Origin of the sequence: Aquimarina latercula DSM 2041 (assembly GCF_000430645.1) — a bacterium.
Classification (GTDB): Bacteria; Bacteroidota; Bacteroidia; order Flavobacteriales; family Flavobacteriaceae; genus Aquimarina; species Aquimarina latercula.
The window spans coordinates 59,517-85,173 of record NZ_AUMK01000018.1 but is presented as its reverse complement, the minus strand read 5'-3'; the positions used below and the strand labels follow the sequence as shown (position 1 = coordinate 85,173).

The 25,657-nt window shown below is 31.7% G+C and carries 23 protein-coding genes; 11 read left to right on the top strand and 12 right to left on the bottom strand.

Annotated elements, in window-relative coordinates:
* Positions 1–25 precede the first annotated feature (25 nt).
* Positions 26–1,498 (bottom strand): TlpA family protein disulfide reductase, encoded by a 1,473-nt coding sequence (locus H526_RS0116505; protein ID WP_027394035.1) that lies wholly within the window; start codon positions 1,496–1,498, stop codon positions 26–28.
* Between the two features lie 244 nt (positions 1,499–1,742).
* On the opposite strand from H526_RS0116505, the gene H526_RS0116500 reads away from it, so the two are divergent.
* On the top strand, positions 1,743–3,368 hold the full coding sequence (locus H526_RS0116500) for an ABC-F family ATP-binding cassette domain-containing protein (protein WP_027394034.1): 1,626 nt from the start codon (positions 1,743–1,745) through the stop codon (positions 3,366–3,368).
* Between the two features lie 52 nt (positions 3,369–3,420).
* Here H526_RS0116500 and H526_RS0116495 read toward each other — a convergent pair whose 3' ends face one another.
* The gene (locus H526_RS0116495; RefSeq protein ID WP_027394033.1) at positions 3,421–4,023 is read right to left on the bottom strand and encodes a TetR/AcrR family transcriptional regulator; all 603 of its coding nucleotides are present in this window, start codon (positions 4,021–4,023) and stop codon (positions 3,421–3,423) included.
* Between the two features lie 85 nt (positions 4,024–4,108).
* Between H526_RS0116495 and H526_RS0116490 the strand changes: the two genes are divergently transcribed.
* Together H526_RS0116490 and H526_RS0116485 are read left to right on the top strand one after the other, a co-directional pair.
* Positions 4,109–5,962, top strand: a complete 1,854-nt coding sequence (locus H526_RS0116490) for a fatty acid desaturase (RefSeq protein WP_027394032.1) — start codon at positions 4,109–4,111, stop codon at positions 5,960–5,962.
* Positions 5,959–7,518 carry a GMC oxidoreductase gene (locus tag H526_RS0116485; protein WP_035085833.1) on the top strand — a complete coding sequence of 520 codons (1,560 nt, stop codon included), beginning with the start codon at positions 5,959–5,961 and terminating at the stop codon, positions 7,516–7,518. Before H526_RS0116490 ends, H526_RS0116485 begins: the two co-directional genes overlap by 4 nt.
* On the opposite strand, the gene H526_RS0116480 is transcribed toward H526_RS0116485, so the two are convergent.
* The 5 genes from H526_RS0116480 to pheT all read right to left on the bottom strand — a co-directional run bounded on the left by H526_RS0116480 (position 7,515) and on the right by pheT (position 13,154).
* The gene (locus H526_RS0116480) at positions 7,515–7,721 is read right to left on the bottom strand and encodes a hypothetical protein (RefSeq protein ID WP_027394030.1); all 207 of its coding nucleotides are present in this window, start codon (positions 7,719–7,721) and stop codon (positions 7,515–7,517) included. The genes H526_RS0116485 and H526_RS0116480 overlap by 4 nt on opposite strands.
* 6 nt (positions 7,722–7,727) lie before the next feature.
* Positions 7,728–7,955, bottom strand: coding sequence for a putative signal transducing protein (locus H526_RS0116475; protein ID WP_027394029.1), 228 nt, complete (start codon positions 7,953–7,955; stop codon positions 7,728–7,730).
* Between the two features lie 10 nt (positions 7,956–7,965).
* Positions 7,966–8,685 (bottom strand): hypothetical protein, encoded by a 720-nt coding sequence (locus H526_RS0116470; protein ID WP_027394028.1) that lies wholly within the window; start codon positions 8,683–8,685, stop codon positions 7,966–7,968.
* 78 nt (positions 8,686–8,763) lie between these two features.
* Positions 8,764–10,539, bottom strand: coding sequence for a serine hydrolase (locus tag H526_RS0116465; protein ID WP_035085832.1), 1,776 nt, complete (start codon positions 10,537–10,539; stop codon positions 8,764–8,766).
* A gap of 188 nt (positions 10,540–10,727) precedes the next feature.
* Positions 10,728–13,154, bottom strand: a complete 2,427-nt coding sequence (pheT, locus tag H526_RS0116460) for a phenylalanine--tRNA ligase subunit beta (RefSeq protein ID WP_027394026.1) — start codon at positions 13,152–13,154, stop codon at positions 10,728–10,730.
* 124 nt (positions 13,155–13,278) lie between these two features.
* On the opposite strand from pheT, the gene H526_RS0116450 reads away from it, so the two are divergent.
* The 7 genes from H526_RS0116450 to H526_RS0116420 all read left to right on the top strand — a co-directional run bounded on the left by H526_RS0116450 (position 13,279) and on the right by H526_RS0116420 (position 20,909).
* A complete protein-coding gene (locus H526_RS0116450; protein WP_027394025.1) occupies positions 13,279–13,482 on the top strand; it encodes a hypothetical protein in 204 nt (67 codons plus the stop codon).
* 67 nt (positions 13,483–13,549) lie between these two features.
* On the top strand, positions 13,550–14,245 hold the full coding sequence (locus H526_RS30980) for a hypothetical protein (RefSeq protein WP_027394024.1): 696 nt from the start codon (positions 13,550–13,552) through the stop codon (positions 14,243–14,245).
* A gap of 315 nt (positions 14,246–14,560) precedes the next feature.
* Entirely contained in the window at positions 14,561–14,881 is a 321-nt protein-coding gene (locus tag H526_RS0116440) for a hypothetical protein (protein ID WP_027394023.1), read from the top strand.
* A 117-nt stretch (positions 14,882–14,998) separates the two neighbouring features.
* Positions 14,999–16,201 carry a peroxiredoxin family protein gene (locus H526_RS0116435; RefSeq protein WP_051336195.1) on the top strand — a complete coding sequence of 401 codons (1,203 nt, stop codon included), beginning with the start codon at positions 14,999–15,001 and terminating at the stop codon, positions 16,199–16,201.
* A gap of 142 nt (positions 16,202–16,343) precedes the next feature.
* Positions 16,344–17,444 (top strand): DUF2911 domain-containing protein, encoded by a 1,101-nt coding sequence (locus H526_RS0116430; protein ID WP_027394021.1) that lies wholly within the window; start codon positions 16,344–16,346, stop codon positions 17,442–17,444.
* Between the two features lie 170 nt (positions 17,445–17,614).
* The gene (pta, locus tag H526_RS0116425; protein ID WP_027394020.1) at positions 17,615–19,708 is read left to right on the top strand and encodes a phosphate acetyltransferase; all 2,094 of its coding nucleotides are present in this window, start codon (positions 17,615–17,617) and stop codon (positions 19,706–19,708) included.
* A 16-nt stretch (positions 19,709–19,724) separates the two neighbouring features.
* Positions 19,725–20,909 carry an acetate/propionate family kinase gene (locus tag H526_RS0116420; protein ID WP_027394019.1) on the top strand — a complete coding sequence of 395 codons (1,185 nt, stop codon included), beginning with the start codon at positions 19,725–19,727 and terminating at the stop codon, positions 20,907–20,909.
* Between the two features lie 67 nt (positions 20,910–20,976).
* Here H526_RS0116420 and H526_RS0116415 read toward each other — a convergent pair whose 3' ends face one another.
* From H526_RS0116415 to H526_RS0116405, 3 genes are all read right to left on the bottom strand, one after another.
* Complete coding sequence (locus H526_RS0116415; RefSeq protein ID WP_027394018.1) at positions 20,977–21,162, bottom strand: hypothetical protein; 186 nt, start codon at positions 21,160–21,162, stop codon at positions 20,977–20,979.
* Between the two features lie 200 nt (positions 21,163–21,362).
* Entirely contained in the window at positions 21,363–21,566 is a 204-nt protein-coding gene (locus tag H526_RS0116410; RefSeq protein ID WP_027394017.1) for a hypothetical protein, read from the bottom strand.
* Positions 21,567–21,659: 93 nt separating this feature from the next.
* Complete coding sequence (locus tag H526_RS0116405; RefSeq protein WP_027394016.1) at positions 21,660–21,851, bottom strand: hypothetical protein; 192 nt, start codon at positions 21,849–21,851, stop codon at positions 21,660–21,662.
* A gap of 360 nt (positions 21,852–22,211) precedes the next feature.
* Between H526_RS0116405 and H526_RS30975 the strand changes: the two genes are divergently transcribed.
* Entirely contained in the window at positions 22,212–24,140 is a 1,929-nt protein-coding gene (locus tag H526_RS30975; RefSeq protein ID WP_051336194.1) for an endonuclease, read from the top strand.
* Positions 24,141–24,233: 93 nt separating this feature from the next.
* On the opposite strand, the gene H526_RS0116395 is transcribed toward H526_RS30975, so the two are convergent.
* Both H526_RS0116395 and H526_RS0116390 read right to left on the bottom strand, forming a co-directional pair.
* Positions 24,234–24,746 (bottom strand): hypothetical protein, encoded by a 513-nt coding sequence (locus H526_RS0116395; RefSeq protein WP_027394015.1) that lies wholly within the window; start codon positions 24,744–24,746, stop codon positions 24,234–24,236.
* Between the two features lie 104 nt (positions 24,747–24,850).
* Complete coding sequence (locus H526_RS0116390) at positions 24,851–25,627, bottom strand: type 1 glutamine amidotransferase domain-containing protein (RefSeq protein ID WP_027394014.1); 777 nt, start codon at positions 25,625–25,627, stop codon at positions 24,851–24,853.
* Positions 25,628–25,657 lie beyond the last annotated feature (30 nt).

Below are 25,657 nucleotides of genomic sequence, written 5' to 3'. Positions count from 1 at the left end.
TAATAAAATTCTAAAAACTGTTCTTTTAGTCGAGAACAGTTTTTTGTTTTTCGATACTTGCCATTCTGCTATAACTCATCAACTGTTTTTCGAAAATTGATGAGAATAAATCAGCATTTGGATTGATTATTTTTCCTTGTTGATTAACCAAAATTACCTTGTTAGAATAATGAATAACCAATTCATCAGAAGAACATTTAGGAAACTTAAACTCATATTCATTTGATAGATCGTAATTATGACGATTAATCGTTTTTAGCCAATTGTCCGTTTGTTCATCATCCGTATTAATAGCGATAAAATCAATATCTGGATATATTTTACTTAAATGATCAGTTTTCTTATGTGCTTGGATATAATGATCTTTTCTTTCAATAGACCAGAAATATAAAGCAGTAATAGGCTTTTCGAAAAGAGAGGATAGCTTAGTCATTTCTCCGTTGGAAGAAATAAGATCCTGATCAGGAATAATACTATTTGGTTTCAATCTAGCAGTAGCTTTTGCTAATTTCACCAGTTCTTTTTGGATCTTTTTATCAGTACTTATAGATAAGTAATGATTAAGTACTTTTTGAGAAGTATAGTCATTTTTATTATCTAAAATAAAATTAGTCGTTATACCTCTTAAAAGATTGTTTTTGATGTAAGAATGTTCGATTAAACTATCTACAAGATCCAACTTATACATGGTATACTCAACTTTACTTTTAGAAAAAGATTTTTTATTCATGTATTTTGTGTAGGAAGAGTTGGTGAAATAATGATTAAGGAATCTATTATACGAGTATAACCTCATTAGATCATCATCATTAAAATTAACCTGCTTTCTGTAATCGAAAAAATCTTCGGAAAACTCTTTGTTTGGATCAAGATTTTTAAGTCTGTGGTATTGGTATTTATATAAATATAATTCATATCTCGAAAAGAAATCATACTCAAAACTAGATCTACATATTTTTTTCGAAAGATCACTTATGTTGTATTTACTGGTAAGACGATCAAATCTTTTGATTCTTATGTCTAATAAGGAGTCTTGTTCTTTCTTAAAGAATCTAGGACTTTTTTTAAATTTTCTTTTTTGTAATTGATTGCGCTCAATTTCATTTTGCAAAAACATATCAATTAGAAAATTATTTTTCCTAGCTCCTTTTCCAGTAAAAACTAAAGATTCATCAAATTCTAATGTGTTTAGACGCATTAGAATACTATCTCCTTTTTCTAGTAATATCAACTGAAATTCTGGATTATGTCTAAAGGAGTATAAACCTTCTTTAATACCTTCTATCTTATGTAAAAACCTATTGTTTTTATCTAAATAAATCGTGTCCTGAAAATCTTTGTCTTTATAAAGAACAATATAATCAGCATTAGGGTTGATAATCTCACCACCGAAATAGATATGTTCATTCGTTATCTCTGTAGTTGTTGATTCACAACCACATAAACAAAAACCAATAATCGAGATATAAATAAAATATTTTATCCTGAAGAAATACATTTTGGGTGCTATTATTAAACTGACAAACATTCAAAAATAAATGGAATGACCTCTAAGATTTGTTAAGAATACGTTAATTGTGTTATTATTAGGCAATTCGTAGGGAGCTTTAATAATTACTTATGTTGCGAAAGTATGATATGACAAGAACTTTTATTTGACAAACTCTCATTTAAAATACTTTTATATTCTTTCAAGTTCTGGATCCATTTTTCTACTTTTGCCGAAAATACAATTTATACCTATGTTATCAGTTTCTAATCTTTCAGTACAATTCGGTAAAAGAGTTTTATTTGATGAAGTAAATACTACCTTTTCGCAAGGTAATTGTTATGGTATTATCGGAGCAAACGGGGCAGGAAAGTCTACTTTTTTGAAGATTCTTTCTGGTGTTTCTGAACCAACTTCAGGTCATGTTCACTTGGAGCCTGGAAAGCGCATGTCAGTCTTAGAACAAAACCATTATGCGTATGATGAATATACTGTGTTAGAAACAGTCATCATGGGTAATAAAGATTTGTATAAGATTAAGACTGAAATTGATGCTTTGTATGCTGATTATACAGATGAGAATGCAGAGAAAATAGGGGAACTTCAAGTACAGTTCGAAGAGATGAATGGATGGAATGCAGATAGTGATGCTGCAACTATGTTATCTAATCTTGGGATAAAAGAGGATTTACATTATACAAGTATGGCAGATTTAGATACTAAACAGCGTGTACGAGTGTTACTTGCGCAATGTTTGTTTGGTAGTCCAGATGTGCTGATAATGGATGAGCCTACCAATGATTTGGATTATGAAACCATATCTTGGTTAGAAAATTTCTTGGCCAATTATGATAATACCGTAATTGTTGTTTCTCACGACCGTCACTTCTTAGATTCTGTGTGTACACATATTTCAGATATTGATTTCGGAAAAATTAATAACTATAGTGGTAATTATACATTCTGGTATGAATCATCTCAACTAGCTGCAAGACAAAGAGCGCAACAAAACAAAAAAGCTGAAGAGAAAAAGAAGGAATTACAAGAATTTATAGCTCGTTTTAGTGCAAACGTAGCAAAATCAAAACAAGCTACTTCTCGTAAAAAGATGATCGAGAAATTAAATATAGAGGATATTAAACCATCTAGTCGTCGTTATCCAGCAATTATTTTCGAAAGAGATAGAGAAGCGGGAGATCAAATCCTTAATGTAGAAGGGTTGGCAGCAAGTATAGAAGGAGATGTTCTTTTTAAAGGAGTAGATATTAATTTAGCTAAAGGCGATAAAGTAGTAGTTTTTTCAAAAGATTCTAGAGCGACTACAGCTTTTTATCAAATTCTTAATGAGAAACAAAAAGCAGATAATGGTACTTTTTCTTGGGGTATTACTACTACACAATCTTATTTGCCAGCGGATAACAGTGAATATTTTCAGAATGATTTAACGTTAGTAGATTGGTTGCGTCAGTGGGCAACTACAGAAGAAGAAAGAGAAGAAGTATTTATTCGAGGTTTTCTTGGTAAAATGATTTTTAGTGGAGAAGAAGCGTTAAAGAAGTCAAATGTATTATCCGGAGGAGAAAAAGTTAGATGTATGTTATCTAAGATGATGATGACAAGAGCAAATGTATTAATGTTAGATGAACCAACAAACCATTTGGATTTGGAATCAATTACAGCATTTAATAATTCTTTGAAAAATTTTAAAGGTACTATTCTTTTCACTACACACGATCATGAGTTTGCTCAAACCGTAGCAAATCGAGTAATTGAGTTAACTCCCAATGGAGTAATTGATCGTTACGCTACTTTTGATGAATATATGAGTGATAAAAAAATTAAAGAATTACGAGATAAGATGTATGCCGTTAATGTTTAATGAATACGTTTTTACTAAGTAAAAAAATCTCGCTGTTTGCGAGATTTTTTTGTTATTTTAATACCAAACCTTCGAACTTTATGTACATATATTCTTTGATTGCAGATTCTAAAGTTTGCTGATTATTATTAAAGAAAGTATGATCAGTAATAAGCTGCATGATAAAATATTCATCCAGTTTGATTAATAATTCGGGAGAAACTTCCTTAAACATCTTATTCTCTATTCCAAAAACATAAAAATGTTTAAGGTCATCTAATAAACCCTGTAAAAAGTCATTTACTATACTCCAGGCACTAGGATAATGCGTTTGTAATTGCTTTAGATAAAAAGGAGAAATATCTTTAACTCCTTCAGCTAGAATCTTTGCTAAGGTTTCATAATGGTAGTTTATAGTAGACAGTTCGCCAGAAATTTCGTTTTTATAAGCTTTAAGGCGATCAACCCTTATTTGAGTGATGTATTCAAAAATTTCTTCTTTAGTAACAAAGTATTGATAAATCGTAGACTTACTTTTGTTCATTAGTAGCGCTAGATCATCAATAGTTAGTTCTCCAAGAGCCATATTACTCAGTTTAGGAAGTATAGCTTGAGTCCATTGTTCTACCTTTTTAGTTTTATCCTTTCTTTCTCGATGAATTGATTTTCTTCCCATATTTGGTATTCTCTAATAATCGAACTATATTTGATTAAATAGTTCGAAAAAATAAATATCTTTTTCAAACATAACCATTTGACCTGTGAAAAATCAAGCAGTTTGGCAAAAATATTCGGGAAAAGTAGCCTGGCCAACTATAATTTTGTTTTCCATTTTATGTATTGGATATATTTTGCTTTGGAATTTTTATTTATTAGGGTTCTCACCAATATGGACCTCTATTATTGGAGCTTTGATAGCTTATGGGATGTTTACAATTGCCCACGAAGCCAGTCATGGTAATATTTCTGGAGGAGTTCAGTCGTTTGTAAAATTAGAAAAAGCCTTGGGTTGGGTATCTAGTTTCTTTTTGATATTTCCTTTTTCTGCATTTGTAGTGATACATCTTAGACATCACGCACATACAAATGATCCGGTAAATGATCCAGATCATTATGTTAATGGTAGTAATCCTTTGTCAATTTTCTTTCGTTGCCTAACATTGATCGGCTATTATTTCGAATTAGCGTTAGGTAAGGATAGTAAAAAGAACGAAGCAATGAACAAAATTAGAGGTCAATCTATTTTATTTTTATTTTTTCTTACTACGATCTTAAGCGCTTTGATTTTTTTGGGATATGGAAGTGCGTTGTTTTTTGTTTTTATTTTATCAGCACTTATTGCGGCACCAGTATTGGCTTTTTCTTTTGATTGGTTACCACATTATCCACATAATAATTTAAGTAGGTATCATAATACACGTATCATTACGATTCCAGGCTTAGAGTTTCTGTCACTATATCAAAGTTATCATCTAATACATCATTTACACCCTAGAGTACCCTTTTATAAATATAGAAGTTGTTTTTTGGATATGGAATCCGAATTATTAGAAAAACAATCTGTGATTGAGGGTTATAGAGATCAGGATTTGAAATTGTTAGACAAGAAAAATACATATGTAGATATTCAATTAGGAAAAAAATGGAATTACGTTTTATTAGTAGAAGAAGTATATAGAGAAACATCAAACACTATTAAACTTGTTTTCAAAAATTTAGACCAGATTCCTTTTCTTTATGAAGCTGGTCAATATGTAGTTATTTCAGACTTCGTTAATGAAGATTTAATAAGTAGGTGTTATTCTATTTGTGAGGATCCTGTTACAGGAAAGCTTGCGGTAGCTATAAAAAGAGTAGCAGGAGGAAAGTTGTCTAATCATTTAGTAAATACTATAAAGAAGAAGGATAAGCTAAGAGTTTCTGGTCCATTTGGTAAGTTTTTATTGCCAAAAAGTATTAGTAAACCATTTGTTTTTATTGCCGGCGGAAGCGGTATTACGCCTATCATGTCTATGATCAAATTTGTTTTAAGGACTTCAGAAGAAAAGGTGACATTACTTTATGGATCTAGGAATAAAGAAGAAGTAATATTTGATCAAGAACTTAAAGAACTTTCTTTACGCTATACAAACCGTATAGATATAATATTAAGTTTCGAAATATTGAATGCAGATTTACAACACAAATATTTATCAAAGTTATCGGTAGATTCCTATTTTTATATCTGTGGTCCATCGGCAATGATGGAAGCTTCTAAGAAAGTGTTAGGTGGGCTTGGAGTTTTGGATAATTTAATTAAAGTGGAAGAATTTTCTCAGAACGTTAATAAACTTTCTGGTGTAACACGTAAAATTGATATAACGATGAGTGGCAATCAATTTTGTTTTAATACCGATAGTTCTGAAACAATATTACAAGGGTCAATGAAAACTAAAAACACATTACCACATGCTTGTAAAATGGGAGATTGTGGTACTTGTAAAGCTTTATTGATAAAAGGGGAAGTAAACTGGAATTCTAGAGAAGATATTGTTCTTTTAAAAAATGAAATAAATCAAGGATATATACTTACTTGTATGTGCACTCCAAAAACCGATATAATATTAAAAGTATGAATATTGAAAAAGAGTATGATTATGTAATAATTGGTAGCGGTTTTGGAGGATCAGTTAGTGCATTACGTCTTTCAGAAAAAGGATACAAAGTTTTGGTCATCGAAAAAGGAAGATGGTATAAGCCCAAAGATTTCCCTAAATCAAATTGGAATCTTAGAAAATGGCTTTGGGTTCCTTTTTTAAGATGGTTTGGAATTATGAAGATGTCTTTTTTTAAACATGTTGTAGTAATTTCTGGTACAGGAGTAGGAGGAGGTTCGTTGGTTTATGCTAATACATTACCGGTCCCTAAAAGAGATTTTTTTACATCTGGTAGTTGGAAGGAATTAGCGGACTGGCAGTCAGAATTGAGACCATTTTATCAAACAGCATTAACCATGTTAGGAGCTCAGAAAAACCCATATTTGTTCGATGGAGATAAGGCACTTAAAGAATTAGCTGATAAAATGAATATTAAAGAGGGTTTTTCTAAAACAGATGTAGCTGTTTTTTTTGGAACTCCTGATAAAAAAGTACCTGATCCGTATTTTGATGGAAAAGGTCCTGATCGCACTGGGTGTAATTTTTGTGGTGGCTGTATGACCGGATGTAGGGTTGGAGCAAAAAATACATTAGATAAGAATTATTTATACTTGGCACAGCAATTAGGAGCTACTGTTCTTGCAGAAAATGAAGTTATCGATGTAACTCATTCCTTAGATGGATACTCGGTTAAGTATAAGTCATCTACCAGACTATTTGGTTCTAAAAAAGAATTAAAAGCTAAAGGGATTGTTTTTTCAGGAGGAGTTTTAGGAACAATAAAATTATTACTAAAACTAAAGAAAGAATCCTTACCTAATTTATCAGATCATTTAGGATCCGATATCAGAACTAATAATGAAAGTCTGATAAGTGTAACTAACTTAAATGGCAATAAAGATATGTCAAAAGGTGTAGCTATAGGATCTATTTTGACTACTGATAAGAATAGTCATCTAGAGATTGTTAGGTATGCTAAAGGTTCTGGATTTTGGAGATTATCACACTTACCTTTAACCCATGGTAAGAATACCGTTGTCCGGGTAACTAAAATGATCACAAGTTTTATAAGCCACCCAATATCTTATCTTAAATTATATACGGCTAAAGATTGGAGTAAGAGTACAGCTATTCTTTTGTTTATGCAAACATTGGATAGTACATTAAAATTTAAACGAAACTCCTTAGGGTTTATGAATACGAGTATTGCAGAAGGTAAAAAACCTAGTGCTTTTATACCACAATCACTTAGTTTAGCAAAACAATATTCTGAACTAACAGAAGGTAAAGAAACTGTTTTTGGACTAGAACCATTAGCAGGAATACCGTCTACAGCTCATATATTAGGAGGAGCAGTAATGGCTGCTACCACAGAAGATGGGGTGATTGATAAAAATAACAGAGTATTTGGATATAAGAATATGTATATATGCGACGGATCTATGATTTCTGCAAATCCAGGAGTAAATCCTTCTTTATCTATTACAGCTATAACTGAGCGTGCAATGAGTAAAATCCCGAAAAAGGGAAATTAGTCCGAAGTATTATTTTTATTTTGAAGATGTCTATAAATTAAAAAACCTCCATATAGGATAAATGAAATTGTAAGAAAAATTTTATAATTCCATTCAAATTCAACTCTTGTGCGCTGGTATAATCGAAAACTTCCGAATAGGACCAATGCTATTCCGATCATAAAATCCCAGTTTTTCCTTGGGTTATTGTTTTCTTGACTCATAATACTTTAAGATAAACTTTTTTCTATAATAGGAATAGCCTCTTCTACGTCTGTCTTTTTTACAAAGAGCTGAATGTGATCCGGAATTCCACCGCCAAAACCGGCTGCCATACCTGATTTCATGTCATCTCTAGTTATAGAATTAATACCGCTATCCTGCAGTATATTTTGAAGAAATTGTATATTAATTAGACTTCCCGTGTATACTCTTTCATATTCACTTTCTGGAAACATATGTGTTTTTTTATGCATTAAAATATTTACTATCCCAAATTGCAGTATTAAAATTCTTGCCTAATGCGAATCCATAAAATAAAACTACTGCAGCAACAGATTTAAACATAAAAAAGAATATCATGATAAATTCTGAAGTATTACTTTCTTTGCTAAATAAACCTTGTGGGACCATAAAGGTAACTAAAAGACTTACTAAAAAGGTAAGAATTAATAAGTTTTCAAAACTCTTAAAAAACCACATCATTATTTTACGAAATGGATGAAGATCATCACCCCATTTATGAATTAAATAATAGTAATCATTACCCATTGGGGCAAATAATAAAGGATCATCAGCATTAGCTAACTTAAATAGCTTTGACGGAGCTATAATTTTAAACCCTTTTAATTCTGTATTATGAGTTTTTTCTAACTCCTTTATTTGCGAAATAGCTTCTTGAGGAAGTTTACCCTTAAAATATTTAGTATCTAAAAAACGCAATCGATAATCAACACATATTTTTTTAATTTGATCAATATGATAAATTTTAGAACTTTCTGTATTATCAAAAATGAAATCATTTGTTTCAGACGTAGTGCCTTTTTCTAGAGTTTTAAGAATTCGGTGATCTTTTTTCTCTTCTCGTTCAAAAATAGACTCAACTTGTTTTTCCCAACTAGAAGGATTAAACTGCTTGTTCTTAAGTTGAGTTAACTTTTTTTCGATATTGGTTTTTGGAAATAGCATGTCTTTTTCTTTAGCTCCACTAAATTAAGTATTTACGATATAGATTACAAGATTTCATTGTTTTTAACAAATGTTGAATTAATTTCTAGATGCACTTTCTTTATGGTTGTAGGGAACATAGTTTTGCCATTTCCAAGGGGTGTAGATGTCCCCTAATGCAACTTCTAGTAGTTCTTTAAAAATACTTTCTCCATTATCACTATTGGTCATTATCATGATTCCTTTTTTAGCTTTTGGGAATAATATAGAATAATGTTGAAAACCATCACCATGTCCTTCCTTAAAAGCTCCTGTGCCATATGGAGAATTTAAAACTCCCCAGCCTAATCCATAGCCTAATTGAATGGCATCATTAATATCACTCTTTTTATGGGATAGTGGGCCAAATTGGGCTAATGTTCGAATTCTTATTTGTGGCTTGAACATTTCATCCCATGAACTTTTTGTAATAATTTTGTTTTGTAATACAGCTTCCAAGAATTTACTGTAATCTTTAGTGCTAGTTTCTAATGTTCCTCCACCTCTTGGTTCATTATCTTTATCTTTTTTAAATAGTTTTCCTTCCTTAGAATGTCCATGAGCAAAGTCATTTTCGAATTTTTTATTCCATTGGTAACTAGAATGATTCATGTTTAATGGTTCAAATATTTTTTCCTGTGCTATTTCCTCAAGCCCTTTGCCAAGTAGCTTTTCTAATATTACCTGTAAATAGATAAACCCTTCTCCAGAATAACTATAACGAGCCCCAGGCTCAAAATGAACTCTTAATTTATGATCAGGTTCGTACCATCTGTAATTATGAAAACCAGTTGTATGAGCCAAACACATCCTTGCAGTAATTTTATGATATAGAGAATCTGTTTGTAAAGCAGAGAAATCATCATGCCATCTGGTCATTGGTTTGTATTCGTATATTTTTTTTGGGAGGTAAGATTCTAAAGGAGTGTCTAGGTCAATCACATTTTCTTCTACGAGTTTCATTACTAACACAGCAAAAACAGCTTTGCTAAAAGATGCTCCATACATATTAGTAGAATCAGTTAGCTGCTTTTTATGGTTATAATTCTTATATCCGAAAGTTTTTTGATATGTAATTTGATTCTTATTAAAAAGAGTTATCGCAATACCATGGACATTCGCATCATATACTAATTGGTTTACTTTAGAGGTTAAGGAATCTTTAGTGATTACAGAGCCATCAAGCCTAACAATTTGTTTTGATTTGGTATCAGCACATCCTATGAATCCTATCGATATTAGAATGATCAAAAAGTTAATATGTTTTATTGATTTGTTTTTCTTTAAGAATGGAATTGATAAAGGATAATAAAATTTTTGAGAGTTTAGAACAGAAACTATATTGATAATCATTACAATAATACAAAATGGAATAACCGCAATAAATAAAAAGAAGCCAACACCTTCAATTGTAACTAAACTGATAAATGATAATAGGAACAATATTGTCATTGTTATCTGGAAGTTTATAATTGCTCTTCCGTGTACATCGTAGATTTTGTTGTCTTCTCTTTTGTGGATCCATAGAAAAACGGGTAATAGAATATTACATAGAGGAATCATTAGTCCTAAGAAGGGTGTAGCATGCAATAGTAATAGCCATTTTTGTTGTATAGATTCTTCTTTTGGATTTTCTATGGGTAAGAGGTCTTCTACCTTAATTTCTAAAGCTGTTGCTAATAGTTTTATGGTTTGTAAATGTGGAGTTACTTCTCCTTTTTCAATACGCTGGATAGTTCTTATTCCTACGGTTGTTCTATCCGATAACTCTTCCTGTGTGTAGCCTTTTAATTTACGTTGGTATAGTAAGTTTTTAGAAATAGATTGATTTTCCATGATTATGTTTTTTGTACAAGACAAAACTATTAATTGCTATTGGTATTTAGTACGCCATTTAGGTGTCACCTATCTGTCATTTACTACTATTATTGAGGTTTAAGGCTAAAGGTATTGTTTTATTAAATAAATAGTGCCTTTAAGAAACTTAAAGGCACTATTGTGATTTTTATAATGAGATTGCTTTTTTATCGTAATTCTGCTCCTAATTTGTTCTCAAAATTATACTGAAGCTTATTCATGATTTTATCAATTTGCTTATCTGTTAATGTCTTATGCTCATCTTGCAATGTAAAACTTACAGCATATGATTTTTTACCATCAGGCAAATTCTTTCCTTCATATACATCAAATAAATTAATGTTTTTTAGAAGTTGTTTTTCTGTTTGTTTCGCAATAGTATGAATTTCTTCAAAAGTAACAGTGTTATCTAATAACAGTGCAAAATCTCTCTTAACTTCTGGGAATTTAGGAATATCTCTAAATTTAATTTTACTTCGTCTAGCGAACTCTAATATTGTATCCCAGTTAAAGTCTGCAAATAATACTTCTTGAGAAATTGAAAAATGCTTTAATACGGATTTCTTTACAATTCCAAATTCTACTAATTTAGACTTTCCTAGACTATAAGAAACTCCTTCAGAAAAAATATCATTTTTAGCTGGAGCTGTTTTGGATCTTTTAATCCCTAAACGATCTAGGATTGTTTCGATAATTCCTTTTAAATAAAAGAAATCACTTTTTTCTTGTCCTATTTTCCAGCTTTCTTTCGTCTTATTTCCTGTAATTAGTAAGGTAAGATGTTTGTTTTCAATTCTTCCACTTTCATAATTATGATAGGTTTTACCAAACTCAAAAAACTTGAGATCAGAACGTTTCCTATTAATATTGTAAGAAACTGCTTCTAATCCAGAAAATAACAAAGACTGACGTAATACTGCTAGGTCATTACTTAATGGGTTTAGCATTTCTACATTATTATCAGCATTTAATTGTTCTGATAAAGAAATATATTCTGGAGCGGTTAGAGAATTTGCTAGCATTTCATTAAATCCTTGACCTACCAATTGGTTAGAAATGGTGTTTTGTATATTATGATCAGAAAATTTATCAATATTAGAGATGGATGCATTTAGTTTTTGTGTAAACTTAATGTTATTGTAGCCATATACTCTTAGAATTTCTTCAATAACATCTGCTTCTCGCTGAACATCATTTCGATATGCTGGAATGGTAAGACCTAGACCACCTTCTGTGACACTATTTACTTTAATCTCTAGTGAGCTTAAAATATCTTTAATAGTTTCTTGAGGAAGTTCTTCACCAATTAATTTTGTTGTATTTTCAAAAGATAAAAATACCTGAAAGTCCTCTGTCTTTTTAGGATAGAGGTCTGTAATTTCACTTGTAATATCTCCACCTGCTAATTCTTGTATAAGTAATGCAGCTCTTTTTAGTGCGTATTCTGTGATATTAGGATCTATACCTCTTTCGAATCTAAAAGAAGCATCAGTATTTAGTCCATGACGTTTGGCTGTCTTACGAACACTTACAGGATTAAAATAAGCACTTTCTAAGAAAATTGAAGTGGTTTTTTCAGTTACTCCAGAATTAATTCCACCAAAAACTCCAGCAATACAAAGCGGTTTTTCTGCATCGCAAATCATTAAATCTTCCGAATGAAGCTCTCTTTCTACCTCATCTAATGTGGTGAACTTTGTTCCAGCTTTAAGAGTCTTAACTTCTATCTTATTTCCTTCTATGTAATTGGCGTCAAAAGCGTGTAGAGGTTGTCCTAGTTCGTGTAGTACGTAATTAGTAACATCAACGACATTGTTTTTTGGAGTAAGACCAATAGCCTTTAATCGATGCTGTAACCAAGAAGGAGATTCTCCTACTTTTAATCCAGAAATAGAAACACCACAATATCTTGGTGCTAATTCAGGATTTTTTACATCGATATCAAATTTATGTAATCTGTTTTCTATTTTAAAATTACTAACAGATGGAGTGATCAGTTCTAAATTAAGATCTTTTTGCTGTAAACCCGCTTTTAGATCTCGAGCAGCACCCCAATGACTCATAGCATCCGCCCGGTTTGGTGTTAAACCAATTTCGAATACGTGATCGTTTTCTATATCAAAAATATCAGCAGCAGGTGTTCCAACGGGAATATCTTTGTCTAGAACCATAATTCCATCATGACTTTTTCCTAATCCTAGTTCATCCTCAGCGCAGATCATTCCATGACTTTCTTCTCCACGAATTTTACCTTTCTTTATGGTCCATTCTTCTCCATCTGGATTATATAGTTTTGTTCCTATAGTTGCAACTGGAACTTTCTGACCTTCTGCCACGTTGGGAGCACCACATACAATTTGCACAGGTTTTCCAGTACCTAAATCTACTTTGGTTACTTTTAATTTATCAGCATTAGAGTGTTGTGAACAACTAATTACTTGTCCAACAACTACACCTTGTAGGCCACCTTGCACACTTTGATAGGTTTCGATTCCTTCTACTTCAAGCCCCAAGTCAGTTAGTAACTCCCCAGCTTTTTCTGCATCCCAATCAAGCTTAATAAATTGCTTGAGCCAGTTATATGAAATTTTCATTAATGATGATTCTGAAATTAGGCGGTAAAGATAATACTTTGGGTAAAGCTAACAAACAAGAAATTTGGGATATATTTATGGAAATTAAGTATATTTATGATAGTATTAATCTAACCCTTATTATATGAAAAATGTCTTTAAGCTTTTTACTTTATTATTGTTTGTTGGAGTAATTTCTTGTACAGATAAAAAAAAGGAAGAAGAAGAAACAAAAGCTGCAGTCGAGAAAATTGAAGCGGTTGAGTCAGAGTTAGAAAGTGTTACAGAAGAAGTAACAAAAAAAGCTGACGAACTGGAGGACTCATTAAAAGATTTAGACAGTATATAAACCCTTTGTCTATTTTTAAATTATTCATACCCAAACTTTCAAAGTACTAACTATAAAATATCTAAAAATGAAATTAGTAAGAATTATTATGGTGTTGATGTTGATTTCCATTTGTGGTAATCATACAGCGTTGTCCCAAGGAAAATCAAAAGAAGCTAAAGAGAAAGTAGCTAAGAAAAAAGCTAAGGGACAGGAGAAAATGAAGGGAAATAAGGAAAAAGTTAAGGAAAAACTCGATAAAGAAAAACAAAAGGGAAAGGATAAAATAAAGGAATCTGAAGAGGCAGTGGAAAATGGACTGAAAGATGTTAAAGAAGAAGGTAGTAAGTTAAAGGGCGAGGCTAAGAAAGCCAAAAAGATGGCTGAGAAGGAAACAAGAAAAGCAGAGAAAAAAGCCGATAAAGAACTCAAAGGAAACGCATATGGTAAAAATAAGGATGGACTTACTGGTAGGGAGTATGGACAGGCAAGAGCCGCAGATGCTAAACTAATGGCGGCAAAGAGTGAAGAAAGTTTAAATAAAGATGAGGAACGGTTAAAAAAAGGAAGATCTAAAATTGATGCTGCTCGAGAACGATTAGAAAAAGCTAAGGCCAAAGAAGGTGAGGATGCAATGACACCAGAAGAAATTGCAGATAAAGAAAGTAAGATTGCTAAAGCTGAAAAAAAATTAAAAGCACTTGAAGAGTCCTTAGAAAATGGTAAGAAAAAAGTAAAAGAAGAAAAAGATAAACTGAATAAAATATATCAGGAGAAGCAATAAATATTGTTTAAATTTTTTAAAGCCTTCTTTTTGTTTTAGTAAAAAGGAGGCTTTTTCAATATACTCTTTTAGATTACAAGATGTTTAAGTAATTTAGATGAATTTCTCATTACTATGATTTTGAAATTATGTGGCATTACTAATGCTTTTACTTTGGCAAAGTAAACAAACAAGGTTTTTGGAATACCTGGAACAAAAATATTTTAGTTTAGAAGGTTATTTGCTAACTAGAGAATACTCTGATATTTTCTTTAAATAGCTATTAGATTTAGATTGCTTATTTTTGAATATTAGTTTTATTAAAATAATGCCCCTATGAATATGAAAACCCTACTTGTTATTTTTCTTTTTATTAATTGTTTTGCTTTATCTGCACAACATGCTGATGAAAAAGTCCCAAAAACAGAAAAATCCCAAAATACATTGGTGAAAGCTAAAAAAGCTGATAAAAAGAGTTTGAATACTAAGAAAAGAAGTAAATCAACTAAATTGAGTGCTAAAGAAGAACAAGATTTACAAATATCTCATAAAAAGCGCTTGAAAAAAAATAAAGAATTGAAAGAAAAGTCTTTGTCCAAAAAAAGGGGAAAAGAAAATATCAAAGTATACGATAAAAAAGACCCTGATAGTTTATAAATACTCTTCATTTTATTTTTTTAATAAATAACCAAATGCTCTACAATAATTTTTTAATTATCCAAGTAAATGATAAGATTCAATTTTCTTAAAAATGTAAGTAAATTATTTTTTTTAATGTTTTTAATAAACTTTACTTCTTGTAAAAAAGAAGTTGAGTCAAGAGAAATGTTTCTCAAAAGTGGCCTTTGGAAGGCTTCTTTAACTGTACAGGATAATAAAGAGTTGCCTTTTCTATTTGAGGTTTTTGAAGATCAAACATTGAAAGTTTTTAATGCAGAAGAAGTAATTGATGTTGATGAGGTGAGTATTAAAGGAGATTCTATATTTATTAAATTCCCAGTTTTTGAAGGGTATGTAGCTGCGAAATTTCAAGATTCTATGACGATTTCGGGAAGTTTTATAAAAGAAATTTTGGATAGAATCGTACCTTTTAAAGCAGAATTTGGTGTTAAAGATAGGTTCGAAGTGATTTCAAAACCTGCTGCCAATATAAAAGGGAATTGGGAATCAATTTTTAGTCCCGAAACTCCAGAAGATAGATATATAGCTAAAGGTGTTTTTAAGCAAAACGGAAATGTTGTAACCGGAACTTTTAGAACGACAACGGGAGATTACCGATTTTTAGAAGGAGTTCTTAACAATAATAAATTAGAACTATCAGCTTTTGATGGAGCTCATGCCTTTCTATTTACGGCACAAGTTACCGATAGTACAATGAATGGTCATTTTTATTCTGGAAATCATTGGAAAGAACCTTTTACAGCAAAACGTAATGAACAGTATGAATTACCTTCTGCAGATTCTTTAACTTTTATCAAAGAAGGATATGATAAACTAGAGTTTAGTTTTCCAGACGCTAAAGGAAATCAAGTTTCCTTAAATGATGAACGCTTTAAAGGAAAAGTAACGATGGTACAAATCATGGGAACTTGGTGTCCTAATTGTATGGATGAAACCAAATATTATGTAGATTATTATAATAAAAACAAGGATAAAAATATAGCATTTGTAGCATTAGCATTTGAGTATGCTAAAACTTCAGAAAAAGCATTTAAATCTATAGAAAGGCTTCGATCAAAATTAAAAGTAGAATACCCAATTCTTTTAGCTCAATATGGAACATCTGATAAAGAAAAGGCTCAGGAAAAGTTACCAATGCTAAATCATATTTTGTCTTATCCTACTACAATTTTTGTTGACAAAAAAGGAGAAATACGTAAAATCCATACTGGATTTAACGGCCCTGCCACTGGTCAAAAATATATTGATTATAAGAATGAGTTCGAAGGTTTTGTTAATCAGCTGTTAAAAGAATAATTGATTTAACAATTATTAGGACTTGTATCGTTAGTTTAACACTACGGTAACATCTTGATTAAGAATATCATCTTATTATTGTTTGAAGTGTATGACTTTTCTTTCATACAGAATTCAAAATATAATTCAAACAATTCAAGTCATGAAACAGACCAAACTTATAAGAGCATTTTTTGTGAGTGCAATAATGTTATTATCGATTCCGATGAATGCTCAGCTAAAAACACCAGAAGCAAGTCAACGAGCTCAAGTTACTCAAAGAGTCGGAATAACAGATATTACTATAGATTACGGTAGACCAAGTGTAAAAGAACGCGAGGTTTGGGGTAAACTAGTTCCTTATGGATATAATAATTTAGGATTTGGGACATCCACGGCAGCACCTTGGAGGGCGGGAGCTAATCAGAATTCTACTATAGAATTTTCACATGATGTAAAAATAGAAGGAAAAGATATTAGAGCAGGACTTTATGGACTTCATATCGCTTTAAAAGAAGGAGGAGGAGCAACAGTCATATTTTCTAAGAATTCATCATCATGGGGGAGTTATTTTTATGATGAAAAAGAAGATGCTTTGCGTGTTGATGTGCAATCCAAAGAAGTAGGGCATACAGAAACGTTACTGTTTTTATTTCCTTCTTTTGATGCTACTAGTACTACTGCAGCTTTAAGATGGGAGAAGAAAGAAATTCCGTTTAAGATAGAGGTGGACGTGGATGATATTGTAATGAAAGGGATTAAAGATGATCTCAGGAGTAATGCAGGATTTACACAATCAAACTGGGATAATGCAGCTAATTATGCTTTTAATTCTGGAGATTTAGATCAAGCACTTGATTGGGTAAACGCCTCAATAAGTGGTAATTTCTTTAGCAAAGAAACTTTTGGTAACCTATCTCTTAAGTCTAGAATTTTATCAAAACAAGGAAAGACAGTAGAGGCTATGGCAATAGTGGATAAAGCAACAACCAAAGGAAACGCTTCTCAGGTATTCCAATTAGGGAATGGACTTATTGGTCAAGGACAAAAAGATAAAGCTTTAGAGGTTTTAAAAAATAATGTAAAGAATAATAATGGCGTTTGGCCTTCTAATTATGGATTAGCTAGAGCTTACTCGGCAACTGGAGATTATAAAAATGCAATTAAATCAATGAATACTGCTATGAGTAAAGCTCCTGAAAGATTTAAAGGAAGATTATCTGGAGAATTAGAAAAACTAAAAAAAGGAGAAGATATTAATTAATGTCTTCCTAAAAATATAGATCAGTAATAAAAGGATTAGAGTTTTTCTGATCCTTTTTTTGTTGATTTAAAAGAAATAAAGTTAATGTTTGTAAAGCTTAATCTATTGATTATTTCTTGTTATATTACCTAGTATTATTACCATATCTTTGTACCACCAAATTTATATACATGAGTAAAGCTGTTTATATCGCTACTATCGAACCGAATAGTGGTAAATCAATTGTTGTTTTAGGGTTAATGAGAATGTTGCTGGGTAAAGTGGCAAGAGTAGGATACTTCAGGCCTATTATCGATGACCCAAAAGAAGGTGAGATAGATAATCATATCAATACTGTAATATCACATTTCGAATTAGACATTAATTATAAAAACACCTATGCTTTTACAAGAAGTGAGGTTCTTCAAAAATATAATCAAGGAAGATCTGGAGCAATTATAGATGGTATTATCCAAAAATATAAAAATTTAGAAGAAAAATTCGATTTCATTCTTGTAGAAGGAACTGATTTTTCCGATGAAGGTTCTATTATTGAGTTTGATATAAATGTAATTATAGCAAAGAATCTAGGAATTCCTTCGATTATTGTGGCTAGTGGAGTCGATAAAACTAAAGAAGAAATAACGGGGAATCTTAAGCTGGCATATGATACATTTACGAGTAAGGATGCAGAAGTATTAGCAATTGTTGCTAATAAAGTGGTTAATGGTTGTGAAAAAGAATTGAGTGCAAAATTAGATGATGATTTTGGTGCTGCTGTGGAAAAAATTATCATACCTAAAATTGGTTCCTTAATTAACCCAACAATAAGAGAAATTGTAAATGAATTAGATGGAAATGTTCTTTTTGGAAAAGAATTCTTAAATAATCAAGCAGGTAGTTTTGGAGTAGGAGCAATGCAGTTAAGAAATTATCTTACACATCTTAAGGATAATAGTTTAGTTATTACTCCTGGAGATAGAGCAGATATTATTTTAGGCGTTTTACAGGCAAATATTTCTGATAATTACCCTAAAATTTCAGGTATTATTTTAACTGGAGGAATAATTCCGGAAGAACCAATTCTTAAATTAATAGAAGGTGTTTCTCTATCTGTGCCTATTGTGTCAGTATCACAAGGCACTTTTTCTATAACTAATAGAATAGGTGCTATCAGATCGAAAATACACGCAGATAATTTACAAAAAATTAATACTTCTATTAGCACTTTTGAACAGTATGTAGATGAAGATCGTTTAGTAGATCCATTAATTACTTTTGAATCCGATAGTTTGACTCCAAGTATGTTTCAGTATAATCTATTGAAACGGGCATTAAAAAACAAAAAACACATTGTATTACCTGAAGGATCAGATGAGAGAATATTGAGAGCAACTTTTAGGTTACAGGCGTCAAATGTAGTTGATATTACTTTGATAGGGGATGAAAAGAAAATCAAGAGTAAAGCAGTTAAACTAGATATTCCTATTGATTTTAGTAAGGTTAAAATTATTTCACCTATAAATTCACCACATTTTGACGATTACGTACAAACATTTTATGAATTGCGAAAGCATAAAAATGTGAATTTAGACATGGCAAAAGATATGATGGCCGATGTATCATATTTTGGAACTATGATGATTTATAAAGGTCATGCAGATGGCATGGTTTCTGGAGCGGTACATACAACACAGCATACCATTCGACCAGCATTACAATTTATTAAAACAAAACCGGGAGTAAAAGTGGTTTCTTCTGTCTTTTTTATGTGTTTAGATGATAGAGTTTCGGTATTTGGTGATTGTGCTATTAACCCAAACCCAAATGCAGAACAACTAGCAGAAATAGCAATTTCTTCAGCTAAATCGGCTGCAGCATTTGGTATAGAACCTAAAGTCGCTATGTTATCATATTCTTCTGGAACATCAGGTAAAGGAGAAGATGTGGAAATAGTAAGAGCTGCTACTAAAATTGTAAAAGAGAAACATCCAGAGCTTAAGATAGAAGGTCCTATTCAATATGACGCTGCTGTGGATATGAGAGTAGGTCAGAGTAAACTTCCGGATTCTGAAGTAGCTGGACAAGCAAGTGTATTAATATTTCCAGATCTTAATACAGGAAATAATACATATAAAGCTGTACAACGAGAAACTGGTGCTTTGGCAATTGGTCCTATGCTACAAGGATTAAATAAACCGGTAAATGATTTGAGTAGAGGATGCACGGTAGATGATGTTTACAATACAGTAATTATAACAGCAATTCAGGCACAAGGATTATAAATAGTAAGATAATAACATGCGAATACTAGTATTAAACTCAGGGAGTTCATCAATTAAATTTCAACTCTTTAATATGCCTTCTGCTGAGGTTCTATGTTCAGGACTGGTAGAACGTATTGGTTTGGAGAATGCCAAAATAAACTATAAAACCAGCACCGATGATATCGAAAAAGAAGAGGCTATAGAGAATCATAAAATCGGACTTCAGTTAATTGCAAATTATTTATTAGACGCTAAAATTGGGGTAATAACTACAGCTTCAGAAATACAGATAGTTGGTCATAGAGTAGTTCACGGAGGAAGCACATATGCGGAGACTGTTTTGATTGATAATGAAGTAAAACAAAAAATAGAAAAACTTTCAGCATTAGCACCTCTTCATAATCCAGCTAACTTGCAAGGAATTTTGGTATCAGAAGATATTTTTAAACAAGCTAAACAAGTAGCGGTATTTGATACTGCATTTCATCAAACAATGCCCGTTGAAGCTTATAAGTATGCTATTCCTAACTCTTTTTTAGAAGAACACAATATAAGAGTGTATGGATTTCATGGTACTAGTCATAAATACGTTTCGGAAAAAGCAATTGATTTTTTAGAAAAAAAGAATACTAAGATCATTACTATACATTTAGGAAACGGATGTAGTATGACGGCAGTTAAGGATGGTAAAAGTATAGATCATACTCTAGGCTTTGCACCAATGAATGGATTAATTATGGGTACTAGATCAGGCGACATAGATCCAGCAGTTATCTTTTATATGGTTAATTCATTAGGGTATTCTTTAGAAGAGGTTAATTCATTATTGCAAAAGGAAAGTGGAATGCTTGGGTTAACAGGCTTTAGTGATTTAAGAGATATAGAGTCTGCAGCAGAAAAAGGGAATATTAACTGTCAGCAGGCTTTAGAAATGAACGCATACCGTATTAAAAAATTTATTGGCTCATATGTTGCTGTTATGAATGGTCTTGATGCTATTGTTTTTACAGCAGGAATAGGCGAAAATTCTGATGTGGTAAGAAATTTGGTTTGTACTGAATTAGAATCTTTGGGAATTGAATTGGATCAAGATGAAAATGCTATCAGATCTAAGGAGATAAGGGACATAAGTAAATCTTCTTCCAAGGTTAAAATATTGGTAATTCCAACGAATGAAGAATTGGAGATAGCTAGACAGTCCTTTAATTTAATTTCATAAAAATAAAAACGATTACCCGAGAACTGTTCGGGTAATCGTTAAAGTATTAAAAACATTGGTTTTTTAGTTATGCCCAAATACAACTTCCGTTAGGTTGACAATAACCAAAGTCGCAAAACTCAAAACCGTTGAACATTTGACAACATTTTCTAGGAGGTCCACAATAGACGTAGTTACTCCAAGAACCTTTTATTTGTTCTTGATCCTTTTTCGTTAATTTTTGAATTCCTTCAAGGTTTAAGATTTTTTTCATTGTGTAAGTATTAAAGTTATTTTATATCTACAAGATAGGGGGTTAATGAATTGAAATACAAACGGAATTACTTGATATTTATAAATTTCAAGAACTTTTGGTTATAGTTCAAAATTCATTTAGAATAGAGTGAAATATAAAAAAGAGGCAGTTTTCCCAGCCTCTTTTTATTTTATCTTTCAATATTATTGATACGCCGTTTAATAAAGAATACAACCTCCAAAACTTGTACATCTACCAGGTTCGCAAAAGCTTCCTCCTGGGAAACTAATACGGCATCTGTTTCCACTACCATTAATTGGATTTGGATTGCAACAAGAGATATATGTATTTGCCCCTTTTATTGATCTTTGTTGTCCTTTACTAAGTTCTTGGACTCCTGTTAATTCTAAGATTTTTTTCATTGTGTATTATTTTTGAGTTAAAAATATTAAGATGTGTTTTGAGAAAGGCATACTAGTTTTGATTGCCTATAACATTATAAACCTTATTCTAAATTAATATAGAATACATCTTCCGAAGCTATATGGATCACAATAACCAGGTTCGCAAAAACTTCCACCTGGAAAACTGATTTGACAACCTCTTCCAGAACTACAGCAGGATATATTACCCCATGCACCCTTGATAGATCTTTGTTGTCCTTTACTTAATTTTTGAATTCCTTGTAAATCTAAGATTTTCTTCATTGTGTAAGATATTTAAGTTAATCTCCTAAAAATAAGTGAAAATTCCCTAATTAAGCTAGGTTAAAAACATTAAATAAATGCGGTTTTGTAGTAGTTTTTACGTTGAATAAATTCTGCTTGTTGATTTTTGAACTGTTTTTGAAGTATTATTCTGATATGCTATTGTAGGTGATAACTTATTAACAAACATGGTTTTGTGTAAAATGCTGATTATTAATATTTTACAGCTAATGTTGGTTCTAATCAATACATTTTCAACAGGTTGGGTAATGATTTGGTAACATAACCTTCTAGTAAATTAAACAAAATAGTTTTAGTTTCGAAACTGATAAAACTTACTAACTTAACTCACAACACTCAATGAAAAAAATAGTACTATTACTAGTAATGGGGTACTCTTTGGCTAGTTTTGGCCAAATTCCTTCTTACTATAATGATGTCAATCTTTCTTTATCTGGTCAATCACTAAAGAATGAATTAGCGACTAAAGTAACTAACACACAAACAAATACTCTATCTTATACTCCTGGAGTTTGGGATGCTTTAAAGCAAACTGATCTTGATCCAACAAATTCTTCAAGAGTTATTTTAATTTATGGGTATAATGATACGGATGGAAATACTACAACGGATAGAACTAGAGGTGTAGATAATAATGGAGGAGGTTCTACGGATTGGAATAGAGAACATGTGTACCCAAAATCATTAGGTAATCCAAATTTAGGAACTTCTGGACCTGGTGCTGATGCGCATCATTTAAGGCCTTCAGATGTACAAAGAAATTCTAGCAGAGGTAGTCGAAAGTTTGCAGATGGTTCTGGTAATTCTGGACCAACCTCACAAGGGCATTGGTATCCTGGAGACGAGTTTAAAGGTGACGTAGCTCGAATGATGATGTTTATGTATATAAGATATGGTAATCGATGCTTGCCATCTAACGTAGGTATTGGTACAGCTGTTTCTGGAGATTCTGATATGATCGAGTTGTTTTTAGAATGGAATGCAGAAGATCCTGTTTCTACCTTAGAATTACAAAGAAATCCAATTATAGAAAATTTACAAGGTAATAGAAATCCATTCATTGATAATCCTGCTTTTGCCACTCAGATATGGGGAGGACCACAAGCTGAAGATCGTTTTGGAAGTACAGGAGGTGGTGGGAATACATTGTGTAGCTCTACAGTAACTACATTTCCTTATAATGAAGGGTTCGAAAACACATTTGGAGCATGGAAGCAAGCTACATCGGGAGATGATTTTAATTGGGCTACTCGTTCCGGAAGCACTCCTTCTTCTAATACTGGTCCGAGTTCGGCCAATACTGGTTCCTACTATATTTATATGGAATCTTCAAGCCCTAATTATTCAAATAAAAGGGCGATATTATATTCTCCTTGTTATGATATTACGAGTGCTACCCAAGCAACTATTTCATTTAAGTACCATATGTATGGAGCTTCTGCTATGGGAAGTCTCGCATTGGAAGCTAGTTTGGACGGAACAAGTTGGACCTCTATATGGAGTAAATCAGGAAATCAAGGGAATTCTTGGGAAACAGCTTCTGTAAACTTAGCAGCTTATTTAGGTGAAAAAGTACAATTACGTTTTAATGGAATTACAGGTACTATTTGGCAAGGCGATATGGCTATTGATGCAGTCAGTATATCTACTTCGGGAAGTACAGGAGGAGGATCCACAACTAGTGATGTAAATCTAAGAATTACTTTTGATCAGTATCCAGAAGAAACTAGTTGGGAAATAAGAAATGAAAGCAACCAATTAGTTTTTTCTGGAGGTACTTATGGGTCTCAGACTGATGGTTCTACGATTAATCTATCAAGAACGTTAGATGTAGGATGTTATACATTAGTAGTAAAAGATTCTTATGGCGACGGTATCTGTTGTAGTTATGGAAATGGTTCTTATGAATTAACAGATACTAGCGGTAGTGTATTGGTTTCAGGAGGCTCTTTTGGTTCTCAAGATACTAAGAGTTTCTGTGTTACTTCTACATCTAGAGTTGGGATTGATACTATTGAAGAGAAAGTAGAGAAATCAAATGTCTTTGATTTTAGTTTTTATCCGAACCCTGTGAAAGGTAATTTGAACTTACAACTGAATGATGCTGTTGAAGCAAACTATCAAATTGTAAATTATGTAGGTCAAATTATGAAAAAAGGAGAGCTTACTGCAGAATCAATTCAACTTAATGGATTATCATCTGGGATGTATTTTATAATTATAGATACTGGAGAGCAAAAAGTAAGTAAGAAGTTTACTAAAGAGTAGTCAGAATAACAATATGTTAAATATATCATCAATCCTGCTTTTTTAAGTGGGATTGATTTTTTGTATAAAAAAGATGTAGATGTTTTTTAAAGGCTACACTTGATGTTTTTGATTAGTTATTTTTTGCCATATGAACAGCGATATTTTGTAAAGTAAATAGAATAAAGGAATTCCTATAACTAAACTAAAAATGATTAATAAAAAAGCAAGTTTACCACCTATAAATGGAATCTTACTTACTTTCGAAATAAGGGTTACCTCGCTATACATGTAATACGCACTAATAACAGTTAATGTTCCTATAGTAACGTATAAAAGATCATTGACGAAATTAAAATTATTATATAAATGCGTAATTGTGGTAAATTGATATATATGATATAATAAACCAACCACTAAACCAATAGAAAGAATGTATATAAGTTCTTTCTGGTTTTTATATTGATCTCCGGTTAGAAAATTATTTTTTAAACAAGCAGCGCATAATGTTGGATTATGATGTATACAAGTATGGCACATACCCTTAAAACAATTATTACATCTACTTTGTGCAAAAAGATTAGGATGCGTATGGCAAAAATATTCTTGTTTTTCCTCCTCTGTCATGTATTTTATTTAGGGGAATAAATGTGATGTAAAAATATTAAAAAAGCGCAAAATAGTTAGTTTTGCGCTTTTTGATTTAGTCCAATGTATGTTATGAGTTTGTGTTACTTCAATTGGCCTAATAATTTTTCTGCAACGAGTTCAGAAGAAGCAGGGTTTTGTCCAGTAATTAACAATCCATCTTCTATTGCGTATGGCGCCCAATCATCCCCTTTGGAGTAAGTTCCTCCATTAGCTATTAACATATCCTCTACTAGAAAAGGTACTACATCGGTTAATTGAACTGCAGCTTCTTCTGTATTAGAAAATCCAGTAACTTTTTTTCCACTGACTAAAGGTGATCCATCATTTGCTTTTGTATTCTTAAATATAGCAGGTGCATGACATACCGCTGCAACAGGTTTAAGTTGCTTATAAAAAGTTTCAATCAATTTGATCGAATTTTTATCTTCGGCTAAATCCCACAATGGTCCATGACCACCAGGATAAAATATAGCGTCGTAATCACTAGCATTAATGCTCTCTAGTTTTACACTGTTTTTTAATTCATTTTGAGTTTCTTTATCTTCGTTAAATCGCTTAGTAGCTGGTGTCTGAAAATCTGGAAGTTCACTTTTGGGATCAATCGGTGGTTGTCCTCCTTTTGGAGATGCAATGGTGATATCTATACCGTTATCTTTCAAAAAATAGTAGGGGGAAGCGAACTCTTCGATCCAGAACCCTGTTTTTTCTCCTGTATTTCCTAAATCACTATGGCTTGTTAATACAAATAGTACTTTTTTCATTTGGTTTTTTTGTTTTGTTATTTTCTTACTTTCTGTTTCTTTCCCGCACGAAGCAAATAATACAATTATAGCGGTAAGACCGATGATCTTTTTCATGAATAAAATTCTTCTGTTGTTTATTAGAAA

Excerpts from the sequence above, each read along its gene's own strand:
- H526_RS0116395 (WP_027394015.1), bottom strand. The coding sequence starts at position 24,746 with ATGACAGAGGAGGAAAAACAAGAATATTTTTGCCATACGCATCCTAAT.
- H526_RS30975 (WP_051336194.1), top strand. The coding sequence starts at position 22,212 with ATGAAAAAAATAGTACTATTACTAGTAATGGGGTACTCTTTGGCTAGT.
- H526_RS0116505 (WP_027394035.1), bottom strand. The coding sequence starts at position 1,498 with ATGTATTTCTTCAGGATAAAATATTTTATTTATATCTCGATTATTGGT.
- H526_RS0116430 (WP_027394021.1), top strand. The coding sequence starts at position 16,344 with ATGAAACAGACCAAACTTATAAGAGCATTTTTTGTGAGTGCAATAATG.
- H526_RS0116415 (WP_027394018.1), bottom strand. The coding sequence starts at position 21,162 with ATGAAAAAAATCTTAAACCTTGAAGGAATTCAAAAATTAACGAAAAAG.
- H526_RS0116500 (WP_027394034.1), top strand. The coding sequence starts at position 1,743 with ATGTTATCAGTTTCTAATCTTTCAGTACAATTCGGTAAAAGAGTTTTA.
- H526_RS0116405 (WP_027394016.1), bottom strand. The coding sequence starts at position 21,851 with ATGAAGAAAATCTTAGATTTACAAGGAATTCAAAAATTAAGTAAAGGA.
- H526_RS0116465 (WP_035085832.1), bottom strand. The coding sequence starts at position 10,539 with ATGGAAAATCAATCTATTTCTAAAAACTTACTATACCAACGTAAATTA.
- H526_RS0116485 (WP_035085833.1), top strand. The coding sequence starts at position 5,959 with ATGAATATTGAAAAAGAGTATGATTATGTAATAATTGGTAGCGGTTTT.
- H526_RS0116440 (WP_027394023.1), top strand. The coding sequence starts at position 14,561 with ATGAATATGAAAACCCTACTTGTTATTTTTCTTTTTATTAATTGTTTT.
- H526_RS0116410 (WP_027394017.1), bottom strand. The coding sequence starts at position 21,566 with ATGAAAAAAATCTTAGAATTAACAGGAGTCCAAGAACTTAGTAAAGGA.
- H526_RS0116475 (WP_027394029.1), bottom strand. The coding sequence starts at position 7,955 with ATGTTTCCAGAAAGTGAATATGAAAGAGTATACACGGGAAGTCTAATT.
- pheT (WP_027394026.1), bottom strand. The coding sequence starts at position 13,154 with ATGAAAATTTCATATAACTGGCTCAAGCAATTTATTAAGCTTGATTGG.
- H526_RS0116420 (WP_027394019.1), top strand. The coding sequence starts at position 19,725 with ATGCGAATACTAGTATTAAACTCAGGGAGTTCATCAATTAAATTTCAA.
- H526_RS0116390 (WP_027394014.1), bottom strand. The coding sequence starts at position 25,627 with ATGAAAAAGATCATCGGTCTTACCGCTATAATTGTATTATTTGCTTCG.
- H526_RS0116495 (WP_027394033.1), bottom strand. The coding sequence starts at position 4,023 with ATGGGAAGAAAATCAATTCATCGAGAAAGAAAGGATAAAACTAAAAAG.
- H526_RS0116450 (WP_027394025.1), top strand. The coding sequence starts at position 13,279 with ATGAAAAATGTCTTTAAGCTTTTTACTTTATTATTGTTTGTTGGAGTA.
- H526_RS0116435 (WP_051336195.1), top strand. The coding sequence starts at position 14,999 with ATGTTTTTAATAAACTTTACTTCTTGTAAAAAAGAAGTTGAGTCAAGA.
- H526_RS0116470 (WP_027394028.1), bottom strand. The coding sequence starts at position 8,685 with ATGCTATTTCCAAAAACCAATATCGAAAAAAAGTTAACTCAACTTAAG.
- H526_RS0116480 (WP_027394030.1), bottom strand. The coding sequence starts at position 7,721 with ATGAGTCAAGAAAACAATAACCCAAGGAAAAACTGGGATTTTATGATC.
- pta (WP_027394020.1), top strand. The coding sequence starts at position 17,615 with ATGAGTAAAGCTGTTTATATCGCTACTATCGAACCGAATAGTGGTAAA.
- H526_RS30980 (WP_027394024.1), top strand. The coding sequence starts at position 13,550 with ATGAAATTAGTAAGAATTATTATGGTGTTGATGTTGATTTCCATTTGT.